20 protein-coding genes are annotated in these 26,479 nt (G+C 65.7%); 3 read left to right on the plus strand and 17 right to left on the minus strand.

The window, feature by feature from the left end; translation table 11 throughout:
* Positions 1 to 7: 7 nt before the first annotated feature.
* From CH268_RS17465 to CH268_RS17520, 12 genes are all read right to left on the minus strand, one after another.
* Entirely contained in the window at positions 8 to 562 is a 555-nt protein-coding gene (locus CH268_RS17465; RefSeq protein ID WP_027496974.1) for a shikimate kinase, read from the minus strand.
* A complete protein-coding gene (gene aroC / locus CH268_RS17470) occupies positions 559 to 1,746 on the minus strand; it encodes a chorismate synthase (RefSeq protein ID WP_094665265.1) in 1,188 nt (395 codons plus the stop codon). The genes CH268_RS17465 and aroC overlap by 4 nt, the downstream gene beginning before the upstream one ends.
* 12 nt (positions 1,747 to 1,758) lie before the next feature.
* Positions 1,759 to 2,346 (minus strand): prepilin peptidase, encoded by a 588-nt coding sequence (locus CH268_RS17475; RefSeq protein ID WP_094665267.1) that lies wholly within the window; start codon positions 2,344 to 2,346, stop codon positions 1,759 to 1,761.
* A gap of 162 nt (positions 2,347 to 2,508) precedes the next feature.
* Entirely contained in the window at positions 2,509 to 3,321 is an 813-nt protein-coding gene (locus CH268_RS17480) for a shikimate dehydrogenase (RefSeq protein ID WP_094665269.1), read from the minus strand.
* A 1-nt stretch (position 3,322) separates the two neighbouring features.
* Positions 3,323 to 4,756, minus strand: a complete 1,434-nt coding sequence (locus CH268_RS17485; protein WP_027496970.1) for an endolytic transglycosylase MltG — start codon at positions 4,754 to 4,756, stop codon at positions 3,323 to 3,325.
* The gene (gene ruvX / locus CH268_RS17490; RefSeq protein WP_048318410.1) at positions 4,753 to 5,286 is read right to left on the minus strand and encodes a Holliday junction resolvase RuvX; all 534 of its coding nucleotides are present in this window, start codon (positions 5,284 to 5,286) and stop codon (positions 4,753 to 4,755) included. Before ruvX ends, CH268_RS17485 begins: the two co-directional genes overlap by 4 nt.
* A 2-nt stretch (positions 5,287 to 5,288) precedes the next feature.
* The gene (alaS, locus tag CH268_RS17495; RefSeq protein WP_027496968.1) at positions 5,289 to 7,958 is read right to left on the minus strand and encodes an alanine--tRNA ligase; all 2,670 of its coding nucleotides are present in this window, start codon (positions 7,956 to 7,958) and stop codon (positions 5,289 to 5,291) included.
* Positions 7,959 to 8,000: 42 nt separating this feature from the next.
* A complete protein-coding gene (locus CH268_RS17500; protein WP_239536259.1) occupies positions 8,001 to 9,308 on the minus strand; it encodes a replication-associated recombination protein A in 1,308 nt (435 codons plus the stop codon).
* A 133-nt stretch (positions 9,309 to 9,441) separates the two neighbouring features.
* Positions 9,442 to 10,611, minus strand: coding sequence for a kinase (locus CH268_RS17505; protein WP_032372489.1), 1,170 nt, complete (start codon positions 10,609 to 10,611; stop codon positions 9,442 to 9,444).
* A gap of 153 nt (positions 10,612 to 10,764) precedes the next feature.
* A complete protein-coding gene (locus tag CH268_RS17510) occupies positions 10,765 to 11,673 on the minus strand; it encodes a transglutaminase family protein (RefSeq protein WP_094665271.1) in 909 nt (302 codons plus the stop codon).
* Entirely contained in the window at positions 11,670 to 14,354 is a 2,685-nt protein-coding gene (locus CH268_RS17515; protein ID WP_094665273.1) for a circularly permuted type 2 ATP-grasp protein, read from the minus strand. Before CH268_RS17515 ends, CH268_RS17510 begins: the two co-directional genes overlap by 4 nt.
* 127 nt (positions 14,355 to 14,481) lie before the next feature.
* The gene (locus CH268_RS17520; RefSeq protein ID WP_032387320.1) at positions 14,482 to 17,871 is read right to left on the minus strand and encodes a transglutaminase family protein; all 3,390 of its coding nucleotides are present in this window, start codon (positions 17,869 to 17,871) and stop codon (positions 14,482 to 14,484) included.
* 230 nt (positions 17,872 to 18,101) lie between these two features.
* Here CH268_RS17520 and CH268_RS17525 point away from each other — a divergent pair, with 230 nt between their 5' ends.
* Complete coding sequence (locus tag CH268_RS17525) at positions 18,102 to 19,136, plus strand: hypothetical protein (RefSeq protein ID WP_032400788.1); 1,035 nt, start codon at positions 18,102 to 18,104, stop codon at positions 19,134 to 19,136.
* Positions 19,137 to 19,217: 81 nt separating this feature from the next.
* Here the strand turns inward: CH268_RS17525 and aspS are convergent, their stop codons facing one another.
* A complete protein-coding gene (gene aspS, locus CH268_RS17530) occupies positions 19,218 to 21,005 on the minus strand; it encodes an aspartate--tRNA ligase (protein ID WP_032372494.1) in 1,788 nt (595 codons plus the stop codon).
* Positions 21,006 to 21,174: 169 nt separating this feature from the next.
* Between aspS and ypfJ the strand changes: the two genes are divergently transcribed.
* Complete coding sequence (gene ypfJ, locus CH268_RS17535) at positions 21,175 to 22,092, plus strand: KPN_02809 family neutral zinc metallopeptidase (protein ID WP_094665386.1); 918 nt, start codon at positions 21,175 to 21,177, stop codon at positions 22,090 to 22,092.
* A gap of 11 nt (positions 22,093 to 22,103) precedes the next feature.
* On the opposite strand, the gene CH268_RS17540 is transcribed toward ypfJ, so the two are convergent.
* Positions 22,104 to 23,132 carry an Rv2578c family radical SAM protein gene (locus CH268_RS17540; protein ID WP_094665275.1) on the minus strand — a complete coding sequence of 343 codons (1,029 nt, stop codon included), beginning with the start codon at positions 23,130 to 23,132 and terminating at the stop codon, positions 22,104 to 22,106.
* Positions 23,133 to 23,260: 128 nt separating this feature from the next.
* Between CH268_RS17540 and CH268_RS17545 the strand changes: the two genes are divergently transcribed.
* Positions 23,261 to 23,731: a DUF3237 domain-containing protein gene (locus CH268_RS17545; RefSeq protein ID WP_094665277.1), complete on the plus strand. Its 471-nt coding sequence runs from the start codon at positions 23,261 to 23,263 to the stop codon at positions 23,729 to 23,731.
* An 11-nt stretch (positions 23,732 to 23,742) separates the two neighbouring features.
* Here CH268_RS17545 and CH268_RS17550 read toward each other — a convergent pair whose 3' ends face one another.
* Genes CH268_RS17550 through CH268_RS17560 form a run of 3 tightly spaced genes read right to left on the minus strand, consistent with a single transcriptional unit; the run spans position 23,743 to position 26,337 of the window.
* Positions 23,743 to 24,381, minus strand: coding sequence for a hypothetical protein (locus tag CH268_RS17550; protein ID WP_094665279.1), 639 nt, complete (start codon positions 24,379 to 24,381; stop codon positions 23,743 to 23,745).
* Positions 24,371 to 25,642 (minus strand): histidine--tRNA ligase, encoded by a 1,272-nt coding sequence (hisS, locus tag CH268_RS17555; protein ID WP_032388471.1) that lies wholly within the window; start codon positions 25,640 to 25,642, stop codon positions 24,371 to 24,373. The genes CH268_RS17550 and hisS overlap by 11 nt, the downstream gene beginning before the upstream one ends.
* A 2-nt stretch (positions 25,643 to 25,644) precedes the next feature.
* The gene (locus CH268_RS17560; RefSeq protein WP_094665388.1) at positions 25,645 to 26,337 is read right to left on the minus strand and encodes an MBL fold metallo-hydrolase; all 693 of its coding nucleotides are present in this window, start codon (positions 26,335 to 26,337) and stop codon (positions 25,645 to 25,647) included.
* Between the last annotated feature and the right edge of the window lie 142 nt (positions 26,338 to 26,479).

The raw sequence follows: 26,479 nt of genomic DNA on the forward strand, positions 1-26,479 counted from the left end.
ATCACCTTCATCTACTGGGGGTTTCGTCGTTCACTTCGCGAACGGGCACCGGTGCGAGAGCAGTGAGCTTGGCCACCAACTGATTCACGACTCGGGCCGGACTACGACTGTCCGTCCGCACTCGCACGGTGGCAACCGAGCGATAGAGGGGGCGGCGGTGACGCATCAATTCCTGGTACTTGGCGCGCGGGTCCGGGCCCGCGAGCAGTGGCCGAGACGTGTTGGCTCCCGTTCGCCGAAGCCCCTCCGACACACTGATTTCCAGATAGACCACAGTGTGCGCAGCAAGCAGCTTCCGGGTTGCAGCCGACAACACGGCTCCGCCGCCGAGGGAAAGAATGCCGTCGTGCGAGGCCAGGGCATCGGCGACGATCCGCTCTTCGATCTCGCGAAATGCAGGCTCACCGTCGTGCGAGAAGATATCCGCAATGGTTCGCCCGGTTTTTCGTTCGATGGCCACGTCGGTATCGAACAGATCCAGATTCAACGCCTGGGCCAGTCGCCGTCCGATGGTCGATTTTCCTGCACCCGGCGGTCCGACGAGGACCGCGTACGGGCTCATCGCGGAGGTCGGGCGGCGGTGCCCTTCACGTAGTGGTCGACGTTGCTCGTCGTCTCCGCCAGCGAATCCCCACCGAACTTCTCCAACGCTGCCTGCGCGAGCACGAGGGCAACCATCGTCTCTGCCACGACCCCGGCGGCCGGAACAGCGCATACGTCCGAGCGCTGGTGGATGTCGACCGCTTCGTCGCCGGTCGACATGTCCACCGTCGACAGGGCGCGGGGAACCGTGGAGATGGGCTTCATCGCGGCACGCACCCGCAGAGCCTCACCGTTGGTCATTCCGCCTTCGATCCCGCCCGCACGGTTCGTCGAGCGGAGAACTCCGTCTGGCCCCGGCTTGATCTCGTCGTGTGCGACACTGCCGCGTCGGCGCGCGGTCTCGAAACCGTCGCCCACCTCGACACCCTTGATCGCCTGGATGCCCATCAGCGCAGCCGCCAGTCTGGCGTCGAGCTTGCGTTCACCCGAGACGAACGAGCCGAGGCCGACCGGCAGTCCGTGCACGACGACCTCGACGATGCCGCCGAGGGTGTCGCCGTCTTTCTTGGCGGCTTCGATCTCGGCGATCATGGACTCCTCGGCGGCCTTGTCGAAGGCCCGCACCGGAGACTCGTCGATGGCATCGATGTCCGCGCCCGCGGGCGGCGGGCCGACGTAGGGATCCGAGGCACCGATGGAGATCACGTGCGAGACGACGTCGATGCCGAACGCCTGCTTCAGGAACAGCCGCGCGACCGTTCCGATCGCCACCCGCGCCGCGGTCTCACGCGCACTGGCACGCTCGAGCACCGGACGTGCGTCGTCGAAACCGTACTTGAGCATCCCGGAGAAGTCGGCATGCCCGGGTCGTGGTCGAGTCAGTGGAGAGTTGCGGGCCAGATCGGCGAGGACGGCCTCGTCGACGGGGTCGGCCGACATCACCTGTTCCCACTTCGGCCATTCGGTATTACCGACCTCGATCGCCACCGGCCCGCCCATGGTCCGGCCGTGACGAACGCCGCCCGTGAGGGTCACCTTGTCCGCTTCGAACTTCATGCGAGCACCGCGGCCGTAACCGAGGCGGCGGCGAGCGAGTTGGCGAGCAATGTCGTCCGAGGTCACCTCGACTCCCGCGACCATTCCTTCGAGGATGGCGACGAGAGCGGGTCCGTGGGATTCTCCGGCAGTTATCCAGCGCAGCACTCGAACATCTTTTCACGTCGTGGCCGCCGCAACTGCCAGCAGGGTGGCCGCGCACATCGACGGCCCGTGCGCGATGCGCGCACCGGGGTATCCGCAGACCGCCGCGATCGACCCCACCACGGCTGTGGCCACCGGCGCCGCCAACGCCGCGACGGTCCACCCGGCTGTACCGCCCAGGCAAGCGATCGAACCCACCGACCAGGCGAGCTTGACGTCACCCGCGCCGAACGCCCTCGGCGCACCGAGATGAACCACGAGGTAGATGCCGAACAGCAGCCCGCCGCCCAGCAGAGCCTGAGCCGAACCCGTCGCCACCAGCACTGCCGGAACCACGACCGCACCGGGAACGGTCAACACGTTCGGCAGCTGGCGACACCGCAGGTCGACGGCGATCAGCGCTGCGAACCACCACGTCAGTACGCACCAGGTGATCAGCCCCCACGACGCGGCATCCGGGCTCTCCCCGAACCGCCACCACGCCCACCCGGATCCGAGGACACACAGCGCCGGTAGAAGACGCGGCTCCCATCGACGCAACACGACGCGCAGCACCACACCGGCGACCGCACCGACCGTGACGGCAACACCCAGACTCCACATGGCTCGAAGCGTCGCACCGAGACGAACCGAGTTGCGCGCACAGTCCAGGTCACGAAAAGACCTGTGGACAACCGCCGCCCTGTGTACAGCCGATGTCTTGTGCACAGCCGATGACCCGACGGGCGCAGATCGAGGTTGCTCGCCGGTCGACCACAGACGCGGCTACCGAACGACGCCGAGCGCCTCTCGCATGGCCGATCGTGGTGCCGGCATACCGGTGAATTGCTCTACCTGCCCGTAGGCCTGGTTGAGCAGCATCGACAGTCCGCTGATGACGGTTCCGCCGGCGTCGTCGACCGCAGCGGCGAGTGCGGTCGGCCAGGGGTCGTAGATCGCATCGAGTACGACGGGTGCCCGGCCGAGAGCGGCCGCGAAGGGGGCAACTCCGGCTGCGGGCACGGTGCTGACCAGCACGGCCGACGCCGCTGCGACGTCGGCGAGCCCGGGATCGCTCAACTGTGCGAAGTCGGCGCGGAGCCCGGCGGCCACCGCGCACTCGAGAGTGGCCGTCGCACGATCGGCCGATCGAGCAACCACCGTGACCGACGCGGCACCCAGTGTTGCCAGTGCCACGATCGCGGGTCTCGACGTACCTCCTGCACCCACCACCGTCACGGCGGCACCGGTCAGATCGTCGATTCCACCATCTCGCAGTGCGCCGACGACGCCGTCCACGTCCGTGCAGTCCGCCCGCCATCCCGACGTCGTCCGCAGCAGAGTGTTGGCCGACCCGGCCAGGACGGCGCGTTCGGTACGTTCCGACGCGTACCTCAGGGCGGCGACTTTGCCGGGCATCGTCACCGACACGCCGACCCAATCCGGCCCGAAACCGTCGACCAGTTCGGGAAGTTGCTCGGCCGTGCACTCGATTCGGTCGTAGGTCCACTCGTCGAGGCCGAGGGCGCGGTAGGCCGCCCGATGGAGCACCGGTGACTTCGAGTGCTCGATCGGGCTGCCGAGTACGGCGGCACGCATGTCAGCGGCCGCTGTCGAGGAATCCGGCTTCCACCTTGCCGATGTTGGCCAGGTGCTCGTCGTAGCTGCGGGTGAACAGCGTCTCCCCAGCCTGGTTGATGGTCACGAAGTACAGCCAGTCTCCGTCGGCCGGCATCTCGACGGCCTGTACCGCACCGATGCTCGGGGACGAGATCGGAGTGGCGGGCAGCCCTTCGCTGGCATAGGTGTTCCAGGGCGTCACCGTGGCGCGATCGGCGTCGGTGGTGGCCACCTCGGTGGTGTCGAGCGAGTAGTTCACCGTCGAGTCGAATTCGAGCTTCTGCGGCACCGCGAGACGGTTGAGGATCACCCGCGCCACTTTGCTGAAGTCCTGCGGCAGGGATTCACGCTCCACCAGCGAGGCCGCGACGAGTGTGTCGTACGGGGTCAGTCCGGAGTTGCTGCCCGCGGTGAGGATTCCGGTGTCCTCGTACCGGGTGGCGCTCTCGGACACCAATTGCTTCAGGATGTCCGCAGGAGCGGCGCTGGGATCGAAGTCCCACGTTCCGGCGGAGATCAGACCTTCGAGCTGCCGGTCTCGGTCCGGCACGCCCTCCACGCGGTCGGTTGCCCACTGCGGCACTCCCAGGGCCGCCGGATCGTCGACCGCTCCTGCTGCATTGAGATCGTCGTAGCTGATGCACGTCGGACTGCCGCTGCCGGTCCGATCCACGCAGCTGGCCTCGGAGATCAGGGTGTAGATCCCCTTCTTGACCGAACCGGTGTTCACGTCTCTCGCGTCGTGCAGTTGACGCCCCTCCGAGATGACCATGTTTCCCACCCGCGAGGCAGGATCCACCAGCTCCTCGACCGCGCGGGAAGCCGGAACACCGCTGGTGAGCAGGTAGAAGCCCGGCTGGACCGACGTGATCGCATTGTTCTGCAGCGCAGCTTCGAGGAACGCTCCGGAACTCGCCACCACGCCCTTGTCCGCAGCCTCGGTACCGATTTGCTGGGCGGTGTCGTTGGGATGGACCTGAATCACGACTCCGTCACCGGACGAACCGGCCGCGAAGTCCTCGTTCGGTGTCGTTCGATTCCCGAACTTGTTCACTGCGAAGTACCCCCCTCCTGCCACGGCGACGACCAACAGCAGCCCGAGAACCAGGGCGACGACTCGGCCACGACGCTTCCGGCTGGACGCAGCGCGTTCCCTGCGACCGGCGGCGCGGCTCCGACCCACGGCCTGCGGCATCGCTCCGGCATCCGGGTCGACTACCGGGCCGCCGCCGGCCTCGCGGTCCGCACGACGGGTGCCCTGCGTATGCGGTTCACTGCGTTGCGGCGGCCGGGACCGATTCATACTCCGGTGGAACTCACTGCCCTCGTCCACGCGATACCCGATCGGATCGGTGTGGGCCTCGTCCGGGGCCACCCGCCGTCGACCCCGATCATCGGACCCATGGTTGCTCACTCGTCGACCTCCGTCGATCCTGAATTCGTCGTTGCTCGGTGCGCCGCGGCCCGTCGTTCGTCGAGCCAACCCTGCAGTATCGCTACCGCGGCGGCCTGGTCGATGACCGATCGCTGATCCTTCGCGCGCACACCACTCTCCCGTAAGGCACGCGACGCGCTCACCGTAGTCAGTCTCTCGTCGGCCATGCGAATCGGCACATCGCCCAACCGCCTATGCAGAGAACGGCCGAATCTCTCCGCCGCGTCGACTGCACTTCCACGTTCACCGCGCAACGTCCGAGGCAGTCCGATGACGACCTCGACGGCCTCGTACTCGGCAATGATCTCCGCCACCCGGACGACGTCCGGCGCATCGGGTCCCTTGACCTTGGACCGCGGCACCGTTTCGACGGGCGTCGCGAGGACGCCGTCGGGGTCGGACGACGCGATGCCGATGCGAACGCTCCCGACGTCTACGCCGATGCGTCGGCCGCGGCCCGGATCGTCGACGCCGGGTCGATCGGGGCCTCGCCCCTGAGTCGGCACGATCGTCAGTGGGTGGTGAGTTCGGTCAATCGCGCCCGAGCGGCGTCGATCCCTGCGGCGATGCCCGCGACATCCGAGCCCGATCCCTGGGCGAGTTCGGGCTTGCCACCACCTCGGCCACCGATGCTCGGGCCGAACGACGCGACCAGCTCGCCGGCCGCGATTCCGGTCTCCTGGGCGGCCTTGTTCACCGAGACCACGAACGGGACCTTGCCACCGACCGTGCCGAACAGCACGACCACGGCCGGATCCGTCCCGAGTCGGCCGCGGATGTCGGTGGCCAGCGTGCGCAGGTCGTTGCCGCCGACGCCGTCGGGTGCCTGCGCGACGACTGCTCGCACGTCACCGAACCGTTCGGCCTTACCGACGTACTCTCCCGCCGAGGCCAGTACGGCCGCGGCCTTGACCGACTCCAGTTCCTTCTCGGCGACCCGAAGACGCTCCACCAGGTTCTCGATGCGCGCCGGCACCTCCTCGGACGGGACCTTCAACGACGACGCGACGCCGGCCAACAGCGCGCGTTCCTTCGCCAGGTAGCGGTACGAGTCGAGGCCGACGAAGGCTTCGACGCGGCGTACTCCCGAGCCGACCGAGGATTCGCCGAGGATGGTGACCGGACCGATCTGCGACGAGTGTTGGACGTGAGTGCCACCGCACAGTTCCATCGAGAACGGCCCGCCGATCTCGACCACGCGGACCTCGTCGCCGTAGTTCTCGCCGAACAGCGCCATTGCCCCCATCTTCTTGGCGCTGTCGAGGTCGGTGACGAGGGTGTTGACCTCGTAGTCCGAGCCGACCGCATCGTTGGCGACATTCTCGATGTCGTCGCGCTGCGCCTCGGACAACGAGCCCTGCCAGGAGAAGTCGAATCGCAGGTACCCCGGCTTGTTCAGCGAACCTGCCTGCGTCGCATTGGGTCCGAGCACCTGGCGCAGTGCAGCGTGGACCATGTGCGTGCCCGAGTGCCCTTGGGTGGCGCCCTTGCGCCAGGCGTGGTCGACGTCGACGTGCACCGTGTCGCCCTCGGTGATCTGGCCGGTATCGACCACGGACTTGTGGGTCCATACCTTCTTGGCGATCTTCTGCACATCGTTGACCTTGACGGTCAGGCCGGGTGCGGTGATGGTGCCGATGTCGGCGATCTGACCTCCGGATTCCGCGTACAGCGGGCTGCGGTCGAGGATGATCTCCACGCTCTCGCCGGCGACCGCGGTCGGAACCCGAACGCCGTTGGAGATCAACGCGAGAACCGTTGCCTCGGAACCGAGTTCGTCGAACCCGGTGAACTCGGTCGGCGAACCGTCGACGAAATCCTTGTAGACGGTGAGGTCGGCGTGTGCATGCTTGCGCGCGCGGGCGTCCTCTTTGGCGCGAGTGCGTTGCTCGGCCATCAACGAGCGGAATCCGTCTTCGTCCACGGACAGTCCGGCCTCGGCGGCCATTTCGAGCGTCAGGTCGATCGGGAACCCGTAGGTGTCGTGCAGCGCGAAGGCTTCGGCACCGCCGATCTTTTTCGCGCCCGACGCCTTGACGGCCTCCGCGGCACCCTCGAACAGCCGCGAGCCCGACGTCAGGGTCTTGAGGAAGGCGGTCTCCTCCCCCACTGCGACGGTGAGGATGCGATCGAAGTCCGTGACCAGGTTGGGGTACGACTCGGCCATGGTGTCGCGGACGACGGTGATGAACTGCGCCATCGTCTCGTCGGGTGCGCCGAGGAGTCGCGCGGATCGGACGATGCGACGCAGCAGGCGCCGAAGCACGTAGCCGCGGCCGTCGTTGCCGGGATTGACTCCATCGGAGATCAGCAATGCAGCGGTGCGCGCGTGGTCGGCGATGACGCGGAAGCGGACGTCGTCGTCGTGGTTACTGCCGTAGGTCCGACCCGACAGCTCCTCTGCCTTGGCGATGACCGGCCGCACGAGATCGGTCTCGTACACGTTGTCGACGCCTTGGAGCAGGAATGCGACGCGCTCGACGCCCATGCCGGTGTCGATGTTCTTCTTCGGCAGTGGGCCGAGGATCTCGAAGTCGTCCTTGCTGATGCCTTGGCCGCGTTCGTTCTGCATGAACACGAGGTTCCAGATTTCGATGTACCGGTCCTCGTCGGCTTCGGGGCCGCCTTCGGCACCGAACTCGGGGCCTCGGTCGTAGTAGATCTCCGAGCAGGGCCCACAGGGTCCGGGGATTCCCATGGACCAGTAGTTGTCGGCCATTCCACGACGTTGGATGCGTTCGTCGGGCAGACCGGCGATCTCCTTCCACAGCTCGATCGCCTCGTCGTCGTCGAGGTAGGCCGTGGCCCAGATCCGCTCGGGATCGAACCCGTACCCGCCGTCTTCGACGCTGTCGGTCAGCAGGGTCCAGGCATGCTTGATCGCGTCGCGCTTGAAGTAATCGCCGAACGAGAAGTTTCCGGCCATCTGGAAGAACGTGTTGTGCCGAGTGGTGATACCGACGTTCTCGATGTCGAGGGTGCGCACGCACTTCTGGACGCTCGTCGCCGTCTTGTACGGCGGTGTCTGCTGCCCGAGGAAGAACGGCACGAAGGGAACCATGCCGGCGTTGACGAACAGCAGGTTCGGATCGTCGAGGATCAACGACGCACTGGGTACTTCGGTGTGTCCCGCCTTCACGAAATGGTCGAGGAAACGCCTGCGGATCTCATGGGTCTGCACTGATACAGGTTAGCGTCCGAGACCCTGTGTCGATCCGAGGGCCTATCGGCCTCGGATGATGCGCCGCAGTTTCCCCACCCTGGTCGCGATTTCGCGCTCGGCACCGTGTTCGGTGGGTTCGTAGTAGTTCACGCCGACCAGTTCGTCGGGCGGATACTGCTGCCCCAGCACGCCACCCGGACTGCTGTGCGGGTATTTGTATCCGACGGCGTTACCCAACCCCTGGGCACCCTTGTAGTGGCCGTCGCGTAGATGCGGCGGCACCGATCCGGACTTGCCTGCGGCGACGTCGGCCATGGCCGCTCCGAGTGCGCCGATCACGGCACCGGACTTGGGCGCTGTCGCCAGGTGAATGGTTGCCTGCGCCAGCGCCAGTCGCGCCTCCGGCATCCCGATCATCTGCACGGCACTCGCCGCGGCGGTGGCCGTCTGCAGTGCGGTGGGATCGGCCATCCCGATGTCCTCGCTCGCATGGACGACGAGCCGCCGCGCGATGAAACGGGCGTCCTCCCCCGCGGTGATCATGCGTGCGAGGTAATGAAGTGCGGCATCGACGTCGGATCCCCTGATCGACTTGATGAACGCGCTGATGACGTCGTAGTGTTGGTCGCCGTCACGGTCGTAGCGCACCGCGGCCTTGTCGACACTGGCCTCGACCGTCGCGAGGTCCAGCGTTCCGTCGGTTGCGGCACCCGCTGCCGCCTCGAGGGCCGTCAACGCTCGGCGGGCGTCACCGGCCGCGAGCCGCACCAGGTGATCCATTGCGTCCTCGGCGATGGTCACCGCACCGTCCAGGCCTCGGGGATCGTTGGCCGCACGGGTCAGCAACAGTTCGATGTCCTCGGATCCCAGCGGCTGCAATTGCAGCACCAGGGATCTCGACAGCAGTGGTGACACCACCGAAAAGGACGGATTCTCCGTCGTGGCGGCCACGAGCAACACGATTCGGTTCTCGACGGCGGCGAGCAGTGCGTCCTGCTGCGTCTTGGAGAAACGGTGGACCTCGTCGATGAACAACACGGTCTGCTCACCGGACAACAGCCGGCGGCGCGCGAGTTCGATGACGTTGCGCACTTCCTTGACCCCGGCCGACAGGGCGGACAACGCCTCGAACTTGCGACCGGTCGCCCCCGAGATCAACGACGCCAGCGTGGTTTTTCCTGTTCCGGGCGGGCCGTACAGCATCACCGAGGACGCTCCGGATCCCTCGACGAGACGACGCAACGGTGCGCCGGGTGCCAGCAGATGAGACTGTCCGACGACCTCGTCGAGCGTCGTCGGTCGCATGCGTACCGCGAGCGGTGCGTCGGGTCGCGTGTACGTGGAAGTAGGACGGGGCTCGTCGATCATCGGATCCGGTGCCGCGGGCGGATCGAACAATCCGTCGCCGTCCGACTCGTCGTCCGAGATGTCACTTCCGAAACCGCCGCTCACCGGTCGAACGCTACCGATTCGACGGTACGAAAGGCGAACGCGTTCGCGCTCAGCGGTCCCGCTTCGCCCGCAGAGCGGACACGACCGACTCGGCGTAGTCGGCGATATCGGGCTCTCCCGAACGCACTGCGCTGTCCTGGAGCACCGACCAACGCGAAATCAGCGCCTGCGACCGCGGTACCGACAGCTGATGTGCGCGCGCCGCGGCAATTCGAGTGTGATCGTCGGGTAGGAACCAGTACGTGGTCAGCCACACCCAGATCAACCTCGCGTCGAGCAGCTTGGTCGCCAGCACGTGGTCGTCCGCCAGTGCAGGCCAGATGCCGACGACCTCCGAACGCCACGCGTCGATCATGGCCTGCTCGCGATCGTGCGAGAGCTCGAAACTGCACAGACACCCCGGGAACGACGCCAACGCGTACGTGATGTCGAGAGTGGCGTCTCGAAAACCGCCCCACTCGTAGTCGAGGAATCGAACGCCTTCGTCGTTGACGATGATGTTGTCGGGACACAGATCCGACGGGCTGAAGGCACGGAACGCCCCGTGAGCGAACAGCCGTCCGCTGCGCGAGACCCGTTCGAGAAGGACGTCCGGTGGTGCCCCTACTCCGAGCAATCCGGTCAACATGCCGGGTACCGCGGCGAGGGCGTCGGGTATCTGCGCGGAAATTCCGTCAGCCGAGTCGGGCTGGCCGACCCGCCGAAGCAATGCTGCGAAATCGTCCTCACGGCCCACGGTTGCCGCATGCATGCGCCCGAGCGCCTGAGCCATGGCCATCAACGAGTTGGTGACCATCGATGCATCGGAACTGCGCAGCAGCGTGGGGATCGCACTGGCGTCACCGAGGTCGCTCAGAATCAACAGCCGAGCATCGAGATCGTAGGCGTGCAGCTCCGGCCCCGGCCTGCTGTCGGTGGCCAGCGCATTCGCGAACTGGTACGAGGCGGCCTCGCGCAGAAATGCACTCGACCCGGCGACATCGGTGAGCTCGGAATGCAGCTCCGATTCTCCGGGAAGATCGCGCACCTGCTTGACGACAAGGGTTCGCGGAAGCTGAAAAGGATTCTCGGACACCTTCACTCGCAACACGATGGCTTGGCCACTACCCCCGAGGTCGACGGGATCGATCAGCGTCACCGGTGCCCCGGTGCGCTTGGTCAGTAGTCGCTGGGCTGCTGCCACTACCTCGGATACAGGGTCTGCAAGTGTTGCGGTCATCGTTGTCCAAGCTACCTGTTCGCTACGTCGTACTGTGCCGTGTCGCCGGCTACGAAAGAGACACGATTGTCCGTTTTGCGGCTTTCGAGATCCTGTTCGTAGACCCGACCAGCTGGCCGGTTACCCCGAAGCCACCAAAGTATGCAGCGCGAATTACATCGGTGCAACGTCGACCGACACCGCGATCGTGCTCTTCTCGGCCTCGGTGTAGATGACCCCGCGCAACGGCGGAACGTCGGCATAGTCGCGGCCCCAGGCGACCGTCGCGTACCGCTCGTCGACCAGCTGATCATTGGTCGGATCGAAGGCCAGCCAGCGGTCGTCGGGCATCCACACCGCGGCCCACGCATGGGTCGCATCGACACCGATCATGCGTTCCTTGCCCGGTGGCGGTTCCGTGGCGAGATAGCCCGACACGTACCGTGCCGCCAACCCCTGCGACCGCAGACAGGCGATGGCCAACCGAGCGAAGTCCTGACAGACCCCCGAACGTGCGGCGAGGACGTCGACCACGGTGGTCGATACCGTCGTGGACCCGGACAGATACCGAAAGTCGGTGAAGATCCGGTGCATCAGATCGACGATGACGTCCGCGAGCGGACGCCCCGGCGTGAAACTGGGCGCGGCGTACGCTCTCACCTCGTCCGTGATCTCCGGCGTCGGCAGATCGAGGGCGAACTCCACCGCCGATGAACGTGCCGAGTCCGCTGCATCGGTCCTGGTGGGGTCGAACATGGCCATCCGGGCCGATTCCCACGGGGCAGTCGCAGGCCACGACGTGGTCTCGTCCACCGGCCGCGGGTACACCTCGACGAGCGAATCCGCCGTGACGACCAGCTTCTCGTGATCGTTGGTCACGTGGAAGTACACGTCTTCGTTGCCGTAGACATCGACGCCGAACGATTGATCGGTGGGTGGCGGCTCCACCGTGACCGACTTCTCGACGCAGTGCTGCCCATCCATGTCCCGCGGCGCGAGAAATCCTCGCCCGTAGGACGACGTGACGCGATCGGAGTAGGTGTACTGGGTGATGTGCTTGATTCGGTACCGACGACTCGTCATCGTGCCCCGCTTCCGATCCGCGCACCGACGCTGCCCCACAGCGGCTGGGTACCGCCCGGCAGCGACATGTGCGTCGCGAGAACAACTCGGGACAGTTCTTCGAGCGAATCGTGAATACCGTCCACGAGCTCGATAAGTTCCACCCGCCGCCCGGTGGCGTCGACCGACTCCAGATCACCCGGGTCGACGCGCCGCAACCGAACCCGCATCTGCTCGACGAGTTGTTCGGGCCGCGAGCTACCGGACGCATCCGGTAGCGCCCCGAGATCGTCACGAAGGCGGTCGAGTTGGTACACCAGTGCGCGAGGGTTGCCGGCGTCGAACAGCAGCAGCTGCGCAACTGCAGCCGGCCGTGCACGACCACTGTTGCGTCGGCGATAGATCACCGAGGACTCTGCCGCAGACAGCACCGAATCGATGACCGCCTGTTCGGTGGACGGCGTCAGGGCGTGACTCAGAGTCGCTGACAGCAACGCTGTCAGTTGCAATCCCCGCTCGATTCGCTTGCCCGCGTCCATCAGGTACCAACCGGCGTCCCGAACCATCGACTCCGACGCCAGTCCGGACAGCGCGAGCAGACCACGCAGCACGCTCGATTGCGATGCAGCCAACTGGGCACCGTTGTTGACGGCCGACTCGCCCAACTCCTTGAGCGCGGTGTCGATGCGAGCGAGCACTGCCCAAGTGTCGTTCGAGAGTTGATCGCGCACCGCACGAGCTGCCTGTTGCATCCGGTCGACCGACTGCGCCAGTGAACCGAGGCGCTCCACCGAGAGCATCAGCGAGCGCATTTCGGCCATCGCATCGGCGCGGATCGTCTCGTCGAAGAATCCCGGTCCCGTGCGCGATACCTTCGTGACCGCTTCCAGCAGAATCGGCAGGCTGTCGCTGCCGTCGAGCCACGGCATCGAGCGATAGTCCTGATCCCGCTCCCGGGCGGCGATGAGCAGACGCGTCATGTCCTCCGCGCGTTCGCTGTACCGCCCGAACCAGAAGAGATCACCCAGCACACGCGGGGAACTGACCACCTCGACGTTGGACGCGGCGTACTGCGGCAACTCCTCCACTGTGGCAGGCGGGGTGTGCGGAGCCGAATCGGCCGGAGTGACCCTCTCCACCGACTTGACCCACACGTCCTTGGACGCGACGGTGATCAGTGGTTCGGTGACCGGCGCCGTGATCATGACCTGACCCAGACCGCCTCGCATCGGGGTGTAGCCGACCCGCTGCGCGACGGTGAACAAGCGCATTCCGACCTGGGCCGGAGCAACCGCCAACTGCTCCCCCGACCCGCTGCCCCACGACGAACCCACCGGAGCCAGCGAGAACTCCGGCACTTCCTGACCGGTCCATTTCCACGGAGCTGCCTCGACCTCGTCCCACAGCGCCCGGGCCGCCTGCTCGGTGAGATCGTGACCCACGACCGCGCGTCGGGACACGGTGGATCTCAATACCAGCGATCGGAAGCGAGTTCGCATGTGCGAGAGTGCGATCGGATCACCGCCCCAATAGGTGGGGACCGAATCGAGAGTCAGATCCTCATCCAGCAGAGCCCGGCTCAGAGCCGGCAGCAACGGTGTCAGTGCGGGATTCTCGAGGACTCCGCTACCGAGAGTGTTGACCACGCTCACCGCACCGCGCCGCAGGACCTCGACCAGACCGACCACACCCAGATGCGAATCCGGACGCAGATCGAGCGGGTCGACGAACTCGGCGTCGACGCGTCGTAACACCACGTCCACCCGTCGCAGTGTGCCGAGCGAACGCATCCACAAACAGCCGTCCCGCACCACCAGATCGGCGTTCTCGACGAGCGGGAAGCCCAGAACCGTTGCCAGATAAGCCTGATCGAACGCCGTCTCGGAATGCGACCCCGGCGTCAACACCACCACGACAGGATCCTCGGCGGACGCGGGTGCAGCGTCACGCAGCGCCAAGCGCATCGCCCGAGCGAACGTCGACAGCGGCCTCGGATTGCTCGCCTGGAACAGCTCCGGCATCGCCCGCGACATCACTCGCCGATCGGCCAGCGCATACCCCACCCCGGACGGTGCCTGAGTGCGATCCGCAACGACCGAGAACCGGCCGTCGGACCCGCGCGCGATGTCGGCTGCGTGCATGAACAACTGATGCGGACCCGGGACGGTGATGGCGTGCGCCGGTCGAAGATAGCCGGGGTTGCCGAAGATCAGCTCGGGCGGAATCAGACCGCGCCGGACTGTCTCCTGCGCACCGTAGATGTCGGTCAGGATGGCGTCGAGCAGTTGCGAACGTTGAACCAGCCCCGCTTCGAGCCGATCCCATTCGTCCGCTGCAACGACGTACGGGACGCTGTCCAATCCCCACCGCACGGAACTGGGCCCGGGCTCGTTGCCGCCCGTCGGAATCGGGTTGTACGTGATTCCGTGATCGTCGACCAGCCGGCTGACCCGGGACTGCAACGTCTGCATGGCACCCGGGCCGGCGTCGCGCATACCGTCGACCAACTCCGCCCAGTGCGGACGCACCTTGTCGTCGGCAGCGAGCATCTCGTCGAACAGATCTCTGCGACCCGTCACGGCCTCACGTCGACCGTGGTATTCGAGCCACGGTGACACCAGGTCGGGAGACACGGGGTCGGGCGCACCGGCCGCCGTCTCGTTGCGGCCCGCCTCACTGTGAGCGGTATCCACGGGCACCATCGAGCCGTTGTTCCTTCCGTCGGTCGATCACACTCCGTCGCCGGATGAGGCGTGGTCGTTGCCGAATCCACCCGTTCCGCGTCGGACCGCAATCGCTACCGGTCGACTCGTTCTTCTCTTGCCCGCCTCAGGACGTGTGAACCCCGGTCCGGCGCAGGTCCAGCATGCCGGGCGCAGTCACGTCGATCGCTTGGCGAGCGTGCATCTCGAGCAATCTTGCTATGTCCACCTTGCCCGACGTGAACCCGCCCTCCTCGAACCGGCCGTTGCGTCGCGCTTCCGCCTCCACCGAGTTGACCGGTGGACCGTCGTAGGACCGGCCGCCGGGGTGCACCACGTGATACGAACACCCACCGACTGCGCGCCCGGTCTGCATCTCCACCAGATCGAATCGCAAGGGACTCTGCACCTCGATCGTGGGATGCAGCGCGCTCGGCGGCTGCCAGGCGCGATAGCGCACTCCGGCGACCTGAACATCCTGTCGCTCGGTACGCAACATCGGTACCGGCACCCCGTTGCACGTCAACAGGTAGCGGCCCACATCGGCACCGGCAACGCGAACCTGGATGCGCTCGACCGAGGAATCCACGTAACGCGCCGTGCCGGAGGACGTCGACTCCTCCCCGAGCGTGTTCCACGGCTCGATCGCACCGCGCAGTTCGATCTCGGCATCGCCGACGACGGTGGTACCGATGCGCGGAAAACGAAACTCGGTGAACGGGTCCAGCCAGCTGGTATCGAATTCGATGCCGTGCTCGCGGAGGTCCTCGGCGACCCGGCCGATATCACCGATCACGAAGTGCGGCAACATGTATCGACCGTGCAGGTTGGCACCGTGTCGAATCAGTGGTGCTTCGAGCGGGGTATCCCAGAATCGCGAGACCATCGAGCGCACGAGCAAGGACTGCACCATCGCCATCTGATGATGAGGCGGCATCTCGAATCCGCGAAGTTCGAGCAGACCGAGCCTGCCGCGGGTGGAGTCGGGGCTGTACAGCTTGTCGATGCAGAACTCGGCACGGTGCGTGTTCCCGGTGATGTCGGTGAGCAGGTGCCGCAGCGCCCGATCGACGACCCACGGCGATGCCGAACGGTCGGCACCGGTCAGACGCTTGATCTCGCTGAACGCAACCTCGAGCTCGTAGAGCGACTCCTCACGACCTTCGTCGGCTCGGGGGGCCTGCGAGGTGGTACCGATGAATCGACCCGAGAACAGGTACGACAGCGACGGGTGACGTTGCCAGTGTGTCAACAGAGACACCAGCAGGTCCGGTCGGCGCAGCACCGGCGAATCGGACGGTGTGACGCCACCCAGAGTGATGTGGTTGCCACCGCCGGTGCCGCGAGTGGTGCCGTCGTTGTCGAAACCCTCGGTACTCAACCGTGATTTACGCGCCTCGAGATACAAGCGCTCCATCAGCTCGTTCTGCTCCGCCCACGACGACGTCGGCTGAACGTTCACCTCGATGACCCCGGGATCCGGAGTGACCGTGAGGGTTTGGATACGGGGATCCGAAGGCGGGCCGTAACCCTCGAGGACGACCGGTGTCTCGATCGCGGATGCGGCGCGCTCCACCCGAGAGACCAGATCGACGAAGTCGTCCAATCGATCCATCGGCGGCATGAACACGTGCAGTACGCCGTCGCGTACCTCGGCGACCAGTGCGGTCACCGCAGTTCCACCCACTCCGGACGTCTCCCGCACCGCCTGCGCGTAGCGCGACTCGGCCGGGTCGACGGCCCGGGGTGGTTGCTGCGTCAGCTGCGGGGTCGGCAGATCGGGTTTCGGTGCGGTGGGATCGGCCGGGTTCTCGACCGGACCCCCGTCCCACGAGATCGCTCGTAGCGGCAGACGGAGCCCGGCGGGAGAATCCCCCTCCAACAACACGATTCGCCCACGTCGCAGCTTCCAGTCTGCGCTCTGCCAGCCAGTGCCGTCCTCGGTCCGCGAGATCGGCAGCACGAATGCCGCCGGTTCGTCGGTACTGGCGTCGAGCCGTTCGAGGAGAAGCCTTCTCGCAGCTGCGGAATCTGTCCCCGGTTCGAGATCGTCGGCGTCGGCCGGAGGATCCCCGTAGGGCTGACGCACCAGATCCAACAGCTTGACGAGCGGGTCCTCGTAGGCCGGACGCGCTTGCGAGGCGGGCAGACCCAATCCGTCGACCAGTCGGTCGATCAGCTTCTGCGATACGGAATTGTCGACTGGATCAGGACGCAGATCGTGCGCCGACCACGGATCGGCTATGAGGTCCGAGTCGTGCCACAGTGCCTGGCCGTCGGTGCGCCAGAACAAACCCACCTGCCATCGTGGGAGAGGCTCACCGGGATACCATTTGCCCTGGCTGCGCTGGACCATGCCGTCGGGCGCGTAGATGGTTCGAAGTCGTTCTGCGAGAACGCTGGCCAGCTTGCGCTTGTGCGGACCGTCTGCGGTGGTGTTCCACTCGGGCGCTTCCTGATTCTCGATGGCGACGAACGTCGGCTCACCACCGACGGTCAATCGAATGTCCTGATCGAGCATGCGCCGGTCGATCTTCTCGGCCGTGGCCTCGATCGCGTCCCACTGCTCGGCCGTGTATGGCAACGTTGTACGCGGATCCTCGTGAACACGCACCACAGTGTTCGAGAAGTCCAGTTCGGCTGTGCATTTGCTCGTCGCGCCGGAAATTGCGGCCGCGGTCGACGGATGCGGCGTGGCCGACAGTGGAATGTGCCCCTCGCCGGCGAACAGGCCCGAGGTAGGGTCCATTCCGACCCAACCGGCACCGGGGAGATACACCTCGGTCCAGGCGTGCAGGTCGGTGAAGTCCTCGACCGGCCCGGACGGACCGTCCAGCGATTTCACGTCCGAGGACAATTGGACGAGGTAACCCGAGACGAAACGCGCGGCCAGGCCCATCTGACGAAGGACCGACACCAGCAACCACGCGGAGTCACGGCACGATCCCACGGCGGACGTCAACGTCAGGTCCGGGGTCTGCACTCCGGGCTCCATCCGCACTGAGTAGCCGACGTCCGCCATCACGGCCTGATTGGCCATGACGAGAAAGTCGATGGTGCGCAACGATTCTCCGCGCTCGACGACGGCGGCCTGCAGCTTCTCCACCCACGCGGACACGACCGGTCCGGGCCCGGAACCGGCCTTGTCCTCGTCCACCGGGCGAAGATAGGGCTCGAGATCGGGCAGATCGTGTTCCTCGTATGCGAAGCCGAAGTGCTCCGCCCATTCCTCGACGAAAAAATCCAACGGATTGATCGACGCCATGTCCGCAACGAGTCCGACCGTGATGGACAGATGGTCGGTTCGCTCGGGGAACACCACGCGGGCGAGAAAGTTGCCGAAGACGTCCTGCTGCCAGTTGACGAAATGCTCGGCCGGCTCGATCTTCAGCGAATACGCCTCGATGGGAGTGCGCGAATGCGGTGCCGGTCGCAGCCTGATCTCGTGCGGAAAGATCTTGACCGTGCGGTCGAATCGGTAACTGGTGCGATGTTCGAGTGCAACCTTGATGCCCACGGCGAGCCCCTCGTGATAGTCCCGGTATGGGTAGAAACAACAACCCTAGTGGGCCCCGGCCCGGTGCGCTCGGCAAGAATTCGAACCATCGACGATGCCCGACGGTATTCGGGCCCGCACGACCGTCCACGTGTCGAACGCCTTGACACAACTCAGCGGTCTACGGTTCGCTCAGCTTCGAAAATGCGGACGAATCGTCGACGTACCACGCCAGACATGAAGGGTGAATCGTGAGTGAAAACCCGCCCGACGGACCGCAATACGGTCGCGGACCCAACCCGGACAAGCCGGACCCGAACACGCCGCAGACACCGGGAAGCGGGTACCCACCGCCCGGCAACTACCCGCCTCAGGGCAGCTACCCTCCCCCGCCCGGCAACTACCCGCCCCAAGGCAACTACCCGCCTCAGGGCGGCTATCCTCCCCCTCCCGGAAACTACCCACCGCCGCCCGGAAACTACCCACCTCAGGGTGCGCCCGGTGGCTATCCACCCCCGCCCGGCAATTACCCACCGCCGCCCGGGAACTACGGGAACTACGGAAATCAGAACTACGGACAGACACCTCTCGGACCCAACCCCGGTCGACTCGACGTCGGTGCTGCACTGAGCTACGGCTTCGACAAGTTCAAGGCCAACACCGGACCGTGGCTCGGTATCACGGCCATCGTGTGGGCGGTCAGCGTCGCCGTGTTCATCGTCACGTTCGCGTCGACCCTGACGGCCGCGGTCGCTGCTGCCGACCGAGGTGAAAGTACTGCCGTCGCGGCGACGTCGGGCGCATTCCTGGTGGTGACCACGATCGCGACATTCGTGTCCTACTTCGTGAATGCGGCATACGTACGGGGAGCGTTGGACGAAACGGGTGGGCCACAGAAGCCGACGTTCGGCAGGTTCTTCCAACTCACGAACGTTCCGCAGATTGCGGTACTGGCTTTGATCTGGACGGTGGCCAGCGTCGTGCTGAGCTTCGTTCCGTTCCTTGGCACCGTCCTGCTGATCGTGATCGGTTTCCTCGCGAACTTCGCACTGACTTTCCTGATCGATCGAAACCAGTCGGCGATCGAGTCGATCAAGTCGTCTATCGACCTGACGGTCAAGAACTTCGGCCCGGTCCTGCTGCTGTTGCTGGCCCTCGCCGCCATCAACTTCATCGGCATTGTGCTGTGCGGCCTCGGTCTGCTCGTCACCCTTCCGGTCTCGGTGATCGCCACCAACTACGCCTACCGCGTACTCACCGGCGGGCCCCTGACTCCCGCGCGCTGATCTCGCACCACGACAGACGCGAATGTCCCCGTAACGCACTGCGTTACGGGGACATTCGTTCTTGCGGACCTCGGGTGGAGGCTAGGCCTCTGTCGGCGCTTCTTCCTTCTTCTCCGGCTTGAAGTCGACGCCCGATTCCTTGCGCTGCTGCGCGGTGATCGGTGCGGGCGCGTCGGTCAACGGGTCGATGCCGCCACCGGACTTGGGGAATGCGATGACCTCACGGATGGAATCGACTCCGGCGAGCAGCGCGGTGATGCGATCCCAACCGAACGCGATTCCGCCGTGCGGCGGCGCGCCGTAGCTGAAGGCATCGAGAAGGAAGCCGAACTTCTCCTGGGCTTCTTCCTTGCCGATCCCCATGATCGCGAACACTCGTTCCTGAATGTCCTTGCGGTGGATACGAATACTGCCGCCGCCGATCTCGTTTCCGTTGCAGACGATGTCGTAGGCGTAGGCCAGAGCAGATCCCGGATCGGTGTCGAATGTGTCCATCGACTCCGGCTTCGGCGACGTGAACGCATGGTGCACGGCCGTCCACGCCCCGGACCCGACGGCGACGTCGCCACTGGCGGTGGCGTCGGACGTGGGCTCGAACAGCGGCGCGTCGACGACCCACACGAACGCCCACGCCTTGGGGTCGATCAGATCCAGCTTGCGTGCGATCTCGCCGCGCACGGCACCGAGCAGTCCGCGGGAGGCCTTGACCGGACCGGCGGAGAAGAAGATCGCGTCGCCGTTCTTCGCGCCGACGTGCGCAGCGAGGCCGTCCCGTTCGGCGTCGGTCAGGTTCTTCGCGACCGGGCCGCCGAGGGTGCCGTCCTCACCGACCAGGACGTAGGCCAGGCCCTTGTGGCCACGCTGCTTGGCGAATTCCTGCCAACGGTCGAGTTGCTTACGGGGCTGCGACGCACCGCCGGGCATGACGACCGCACCGACGTACGGAGCCTGAAAGACGCGGAACGTGGTGTCGGAGAAGAAGTCCGTGCACTCGACCAGTTCGATGTCGAATCGAAGATCGGGCTTGTCGGAGCCGTACCGGCGCATGGCCTCGGCATAGGTGATCCGCGGGATGGGTGCCGTGAAGTGGTGCCCGACGAGCTTCCACAGCGACGCCAGAATTTCCTCGGCCAACAGGATGACGTCGTCCTGGGTGACGAAGCTCATCTCGACGTCGAGCTGGGTGAACTCGGGCTGACGATCGGCACGGAAGTCTTCGTCTCGATAGCAGCGAGCGATCTGGTAGTACCGCTCGATACCGCCGACCATCAGCAGCTGCTTGAACAGCTGTGGGCTCTGCGGCAGTGCGTAGAAGCTACCCGGCTGCAGACGAGCGGGAACGAGGAAGTCCCGTGCGCCTTCGGGGGTGGAACGCGTCAGCGTCGGGGTCTCGACCTCGACGAACTCGTGGTGCGCCAGAACCGATCGGGCGGCGGCGTTGACGTGCGAACGCAGTCGAATGGCATGGCCGGGGCCCTCACGACGCAAGTCGAGGTAGCGGTATTTGAGGCGTGCTTCCTCACCGGGCTGATCGTCGAGCTGGAACGGCAACGGTGCGGCCTCGGACAACACCTCGATCTCGGATGCCTCGACCTCGATGGCACCGGTGGGGATCTCGTAGTTCGCGTTGCCTTCGGGACGACCCTCGACCTTGCCGGTCACCTTCACCACGTACTCGGCGCGCAGTCGGTGGGCCTGCTCGAGTGCTGCTCCCTCGCGGAAGACGACCTGAGACACACCGGAGGCGTCACGCAGATCGATGAAGATGACGCCACCGTGGTCGCGTCGACGGGCCACCCATCCCGTCAACGTCACAGTTCGGTCGACGTGCTCGGGGCGTAATGAGCCGGCGAGATGGGTGCGCAGCACGGGTGTCCTTTCGAGAAAAATCCGCTGATCGTGTTCTTCGCTCACCGATCCTACGGAGCACATCACCATAGAAGGAAACGAGATGCCGTCCCGGCATGCGAAGCTAAGGCCGACAGTGGCGGCATCGGTTCGCACCGCAGATGCGGGCTCGGCGGAGGGGAACTCCAACATGACGTTCAGAGAAGGCTCGCAAACGACACCGGGCCGAGTCTCCGTCGGCGGTGGCGGCGGAGGCGGCGGACGCGGCAAGTTGGCGATCGGCGGTGGTGCCGGTGGACTGGTCATCATCGTCCTCGCGCTGCTTTTCGGCGGCGACCCGGGAGCAATCCTGAACCAGATCAGCGGTGGCGACAGCTCTGCGGGTCAGAACGGCTCCGGGACGTCGGGAACTCTCGACTGTGACGTCGCAGACGCGAACAGCAACGTCGATTGCCGTATCGACTTCACCGTAGGAAGTCTGGACACCGTCTGGGAATCTCAGCTCCAAGCCCAGACCGGCGTCGCCTACGTTCAGCCCGGCGTGAATCTGTTCTCGGGAGCAACGAACACCGGCTGCGGTAACGCCACCAGTGCCGTCGGGCCGTTCTACTGCCCGGCCGATTCCACCGCGTATTTCGACACGAGCTTCTTTCAGGTCCTCGTCGATCAATTCGGCTCCAGCGGTGGGCCACTCGCGCAGGAGTACGTCGTGGCGCACGAGATCGGCCACCACATCCAGAATCAGCTGGGCGACATAGGCCGCGCGCAGGCCGATCCGCAGGGACCCGAGTCCGGCGGCGTCAAGGTGGAGTTGCAAGCCGACTGCTACGCCGGAATCTGGGCGCATTACGCAGCCGAGACCGTCGATCCGGACACCGGCGTCCCGTTCCTCGAACCGCTGACCGCCACCGATATCGACGATGCCCTGTCGGCAGCGTCGTCGGTGGGCGACGACCGGATTCAGCAGGCGTCGACCGGTCGCGTCAACCCCGAAGGCTGGACGCACGGCTCGTCCGCCCAACGCCAGGCATGGTTCTCCACCGGCTACGAGACCGGACAAGTGGCGGCCTGCGACACGTTCTCGGCTCGCGACCTCGACAATCCCTGAACCAGTACTACTCAGAACAGCGTGAGTGCCGGCCCCGAGGTCACCAACCCGCGGGGTTCGGCAGGCTCGTTCGCGGGCAACGCGCGGGTCTGGTCGGCGGCGAAACCGTAGGTGTCGAGCAGCGGATCGATTCTCGCCTTCAGCCACTGCTTGTACTCCGGAGTGACGTACGCCCCGTGTCCGTAGAGCTGGCGGTATCTGCGTACCAACGCCGGGTGCTCCTTCACCAGCCAGCTCATGTACCAGTCCTTGGTGCTCGATCGAAGATGCATCGGCAGCGCCGTGACGGTCGTCGCCCCGGCCTCAGCCAGCGCAGCGATCAGCCCGTCGAGTTGTCTGGCTCCGTCGGTGAGAAACGGAATGACCGGCGCCACCAGCACACCGCAGTCGAGTCCCGCATCCCGCACGGCGCGGATGAGGTCCAATCGTGCTCGCGGACTGGGTGTTCCGGGTTCGAGCTGCTTCTGCAGATCTGCATCGTGGATCGCCAAACTGATGCTCACGTGTACGTCGACCTTCTGGGCGGCCAGGGTCAGCAGCGGCAGATCCCGGCGCAACAGCGTTCCCTTGGTCAGGATCGAGAACGGCGTACCCGACTCGGTCAACGCACGAATGATGCCGGGCATCAACCGATATCGCCCCTCGGCGCGCTGATAGGGATCGGTGTTGGTCCCGAGCGCGACCGGCTCCCGCTTCCAGGATCGACGTGCGAGCTCTTTGCGGAGGACTGCCGCAACGTTCGTCTTGACGACGATCTGCGAGTCGAAATCGTTACCGGAATCGAGGTCCAGGTATTCGTGCGTCGGCCTGGCGAAGCAGTACCGGCACGCATGTGAGCATCCGCGCATCGGATTGACGGTCCACGAGAACGGCACCTGCGATTCGCCCGGAACCTCGTTCAGGGCACTCTTGCACAGCACCTCGTGAAATGTGATGCCCTCGAACTCCGGGGTCTGCACGCTGCGGACGAGCCCGGACCGTTCGAGCCCCGGTAGCGCGCCCTCGTCCGCGGCATCGAGAGTCTGACCGGCCCATCGCATGCACACAGTCGAACATTTGTTCTATGTCGTGTCAAGGTCGGCATCGCTCCCCCGCATCCCCCGGTCGGGTCCGGCAGCCGACAAGCGATAGCGTAGGGCCCGAAGTCGATCCTAGGAGTGCACCGCACGTGACCGCCCCGAACACACCGACCCTGGAACCCATTCTGCGCCTGGGCCTCACCCTGGGACCGGCCATCGAGATCGGTTCGGTGCCCGAAGGCGACCGAATAGTCACCACCGTCCTCGGCGGGGCCGCACCCGGCCCCGACATCGAGGGCACTCTTGCTGCTCGATCGACCGTCGTCAGCGTCACCCGGCCCGACGGGTGCACCGAGTTCAGCAGCGATCTCGTCCTCGAATTGGCAACCGGCGGTTACCTTTCGCTCGACTACCGAGGAGTCCAGTTCGGACCGGCCGAGGTCATCGACGCACTGAACGATCCCGACCGTGAGGTCGACCCGTCGACCTACTACTTCCGAGGCACGTTGCAAGTGTCGACCGCTGTTCCGAAGTTCACGTACCTGAACCGGGCCCTCGTCGTCACCTCCGGCTCACGATCGGCCGAGGCCGTGGTGCTCGACGCATTCCTGGTGACCTGAGAGCCGTCCGCTCATCCGAGCAGCTGTGCGACCTCACGGTCGGTCAACGTCGCATGCGGAGTGCGCCCCTTGCTGCGAACCAGTTCGATCGCTCGGTAGAGGGGCCGTTCATCCAGCCCGGCGTCGCGAGCCTCGGCCCGCAGCTGATCCACCAGCACCGACGCGATGGCGGCCGCGGGAACGAGTTCGGTGGTCCACAGCGAATCGGCGAGCGTGCGCAACGCAAGAATCGGCAGTTCGCGGCCGCCGCCTCTGGTGTAGAGCGCCAACGGCAGAACGATACGAGTACGACCGTCGTAGAGCCGCAGCGAGATCTGGTCGATTCCGGCCGTGCGGATGGTCATTTCCGCCGTCACCACCTCCGGCATGTTCAGCCGTCGGGTACGCAGTCCCCGAGCGCACAGCCGGGGCCCGTCGAGCCACACCCGGCGGCGCAATCCCAGCCAACCCGACAGCGCTGCCGGACCACCGACGATCACTCCGACGAGGACTGCCACCCACACGGGGGCGAAGAGCGCCAGAACGACGCCCAGCACGACCCCGAGCAGCAGCGAACCGACCACGATCTTGCGCAACCGCGGCGCGAGGAACTCCGCCGAGACCAGATCGAGGGCTACCGGACCCGCCGAGGGCCGAGGGTCATCGGCCAAGGTGCACTCCGAGGACGTCGACCACGTCGGCCAACGCGACCGTCTCCTGCTCGCCGTTCGAAAGGTCTTTCATCACGATGGATTCGGCCGACAGCTCTTGATCGCCCAGCACGAGTGCGTATCGGGCTCCCGAACGATCGGCCGCTTTCATCGCTCCCTTCATGCCGCGATTTCCGTACGCCATGTCCACCGCGATGCCACGTTCACGCAACTGCGCCGCGATGTCGACGATCGCGAGTTTGGCCGCGGCACCCATCGGGATGCCGAACACCTGACACCGCGACGTCGTGCCTGCGGTCTTGCCCTCGGCGGCCAACGCGAGGACGGTGCGGTCGACACCGAGCCCGAATCCGATACCCGACAGCGCCTGCCCGCCCAACTGCTCCATCAGGCCGTCGTAGCGGCCGCCGCCGCCGATGCCCGATTGGGCCCCGAGGCCGTCGTGCACGAACTCGAACGTCGTCTTCGTGTAGTAGTCGAGTCCACGAACCATGCGCGGGTTGACCAGGTACGGAACATTCATCACATCGAGGTAGGCCAGCACCTCGTCGAAGTGCTGCTTCGCAGAATCGGAGAGATGGTCGAGCATCAACGGCGCGTCGGCAGTCATCTCGCGAACCTCCGGCCGCTTGTCATCGAGAACCCGCAGCGGGTTGATCTCGGCGCGTCGACGCGTGTCCTCGTCCAACGGAAGCGCAAAGAGGAACTGCTGCAGCAACTCTCGATACTGCGGGCGGCAGGTGTCGTCACCGAGCGAGGTGATCTCGAGCCTGAAGCCGGTGAGACCGAGGGCGCGGAACCCGGCGTCGGCAACGGCGATGACCTCGGCGTCGAGAGCCGGGTCGTCGACGCCGATCGCCTCGACACCGACCTGCTGGAGTTGTCGGTAGCGGCCGGCCTGCGGGCGCTCGTACCGGAAGAACGGTCCGGCGTAGGCCAACTTGACCGGCAGCGCCCCGCGGTCCAAGCCGTGCTCGATCACAGCGCGCATGACCCCGGCGGTGCCCTCGGGACGCAATGTCACCGATCGGTCGCCGCGATCGGAGAAGGTGTACATCTCCTTGCTGACCACGTCGGTCGATTCGCCGACTCCCCGGGCGAACAACCCGGTGTCCTCGAAGATCGGGAGTTCGATATGGCCGTACCCGGCGGCGCGGGCGGCACCGAGGAGGCCCTCCCGGACAGCGACGAATTCGGCCGAATTCGGGGGGAAGTAATCGGGAATGCCCTTGGGCGCGGAAAAGGTGGTCGGCTTGCTCACGGTCACAGCTTTCCTTGCTCGAGGTCGCCGAGTCCAACGAGGAACGGATTGGACCCGCGTTCCTGACCGATGGAACTCTGTCCGCCGTGTCCGGGGAGCACGACGGTCTCGTCGCGCAGCGGCAGCAACCGCGACGCGATGGACCGTAGAAGTTGATCGTGGTCGCCGCCGGGCAGATCTGTCCGGCCGATCGACCCGGCGAACAAGGTGTCGCCGGTCAGCGCCAACGGAACCGTCCCGTCGGGACCGTTGGCCTCGGTGAGGAACACCACCGAGCCCTGCGTGTGCCCTGGAGTGTGCACGACCGTGAAGTCGATTCCCGCGAGGCTCAGACGTTGCTCGTGCGCCAACTCGATGACCTCGTCCGGCTCGTGGAACTCGAGGTCGCCGAGCACGGCAGCGAGCGTCGGACCGGTCCCTTTGATCGGGTCCGCCAACATGTATCGATCCTCGGGCGCGATGTATGCGGGGATTCCGTACTTCGAGCAGACCGGCTCCACGGACCACGTGTGGTCCAGATGACCGTGGGTCAGCAGCACCGCCGTCGGGGTCAGCGAGGATCGCGTCAGGAAGTCGACCAACGGATCGGCGGCATCCTGGCCTGGATCGACCACGACGCAGTCGGAGGCGTCGTCCTGAGCGAGGATGTAGCAGTTCGTCTGAAACATTCCTGCGGGGAATCCGGTGACGAGCAAGACAATCGCTCCTAAGAGGCAGAGGCCGAAGTACCGAGCCAGCTTAGTGGGGAGGTTCTCGTCGGGTCCCCCCAGCATGCTCTCAGGCAATGATGGCAAACTCGCGTTGGCCGATTGTCGGCCGGCTACCACACGACCCACC

The organism is Rhodococcus sp. 06-1460-1B, from assembly GCF_002258475.1.
Classification (GTDB): domain Bacteria; phylum Actinomycetota; class Actinomycetes; order Mycobacteriales; family Mycobacteriaceae; genus Rhodococcoides; species Rhodococcoides fascians.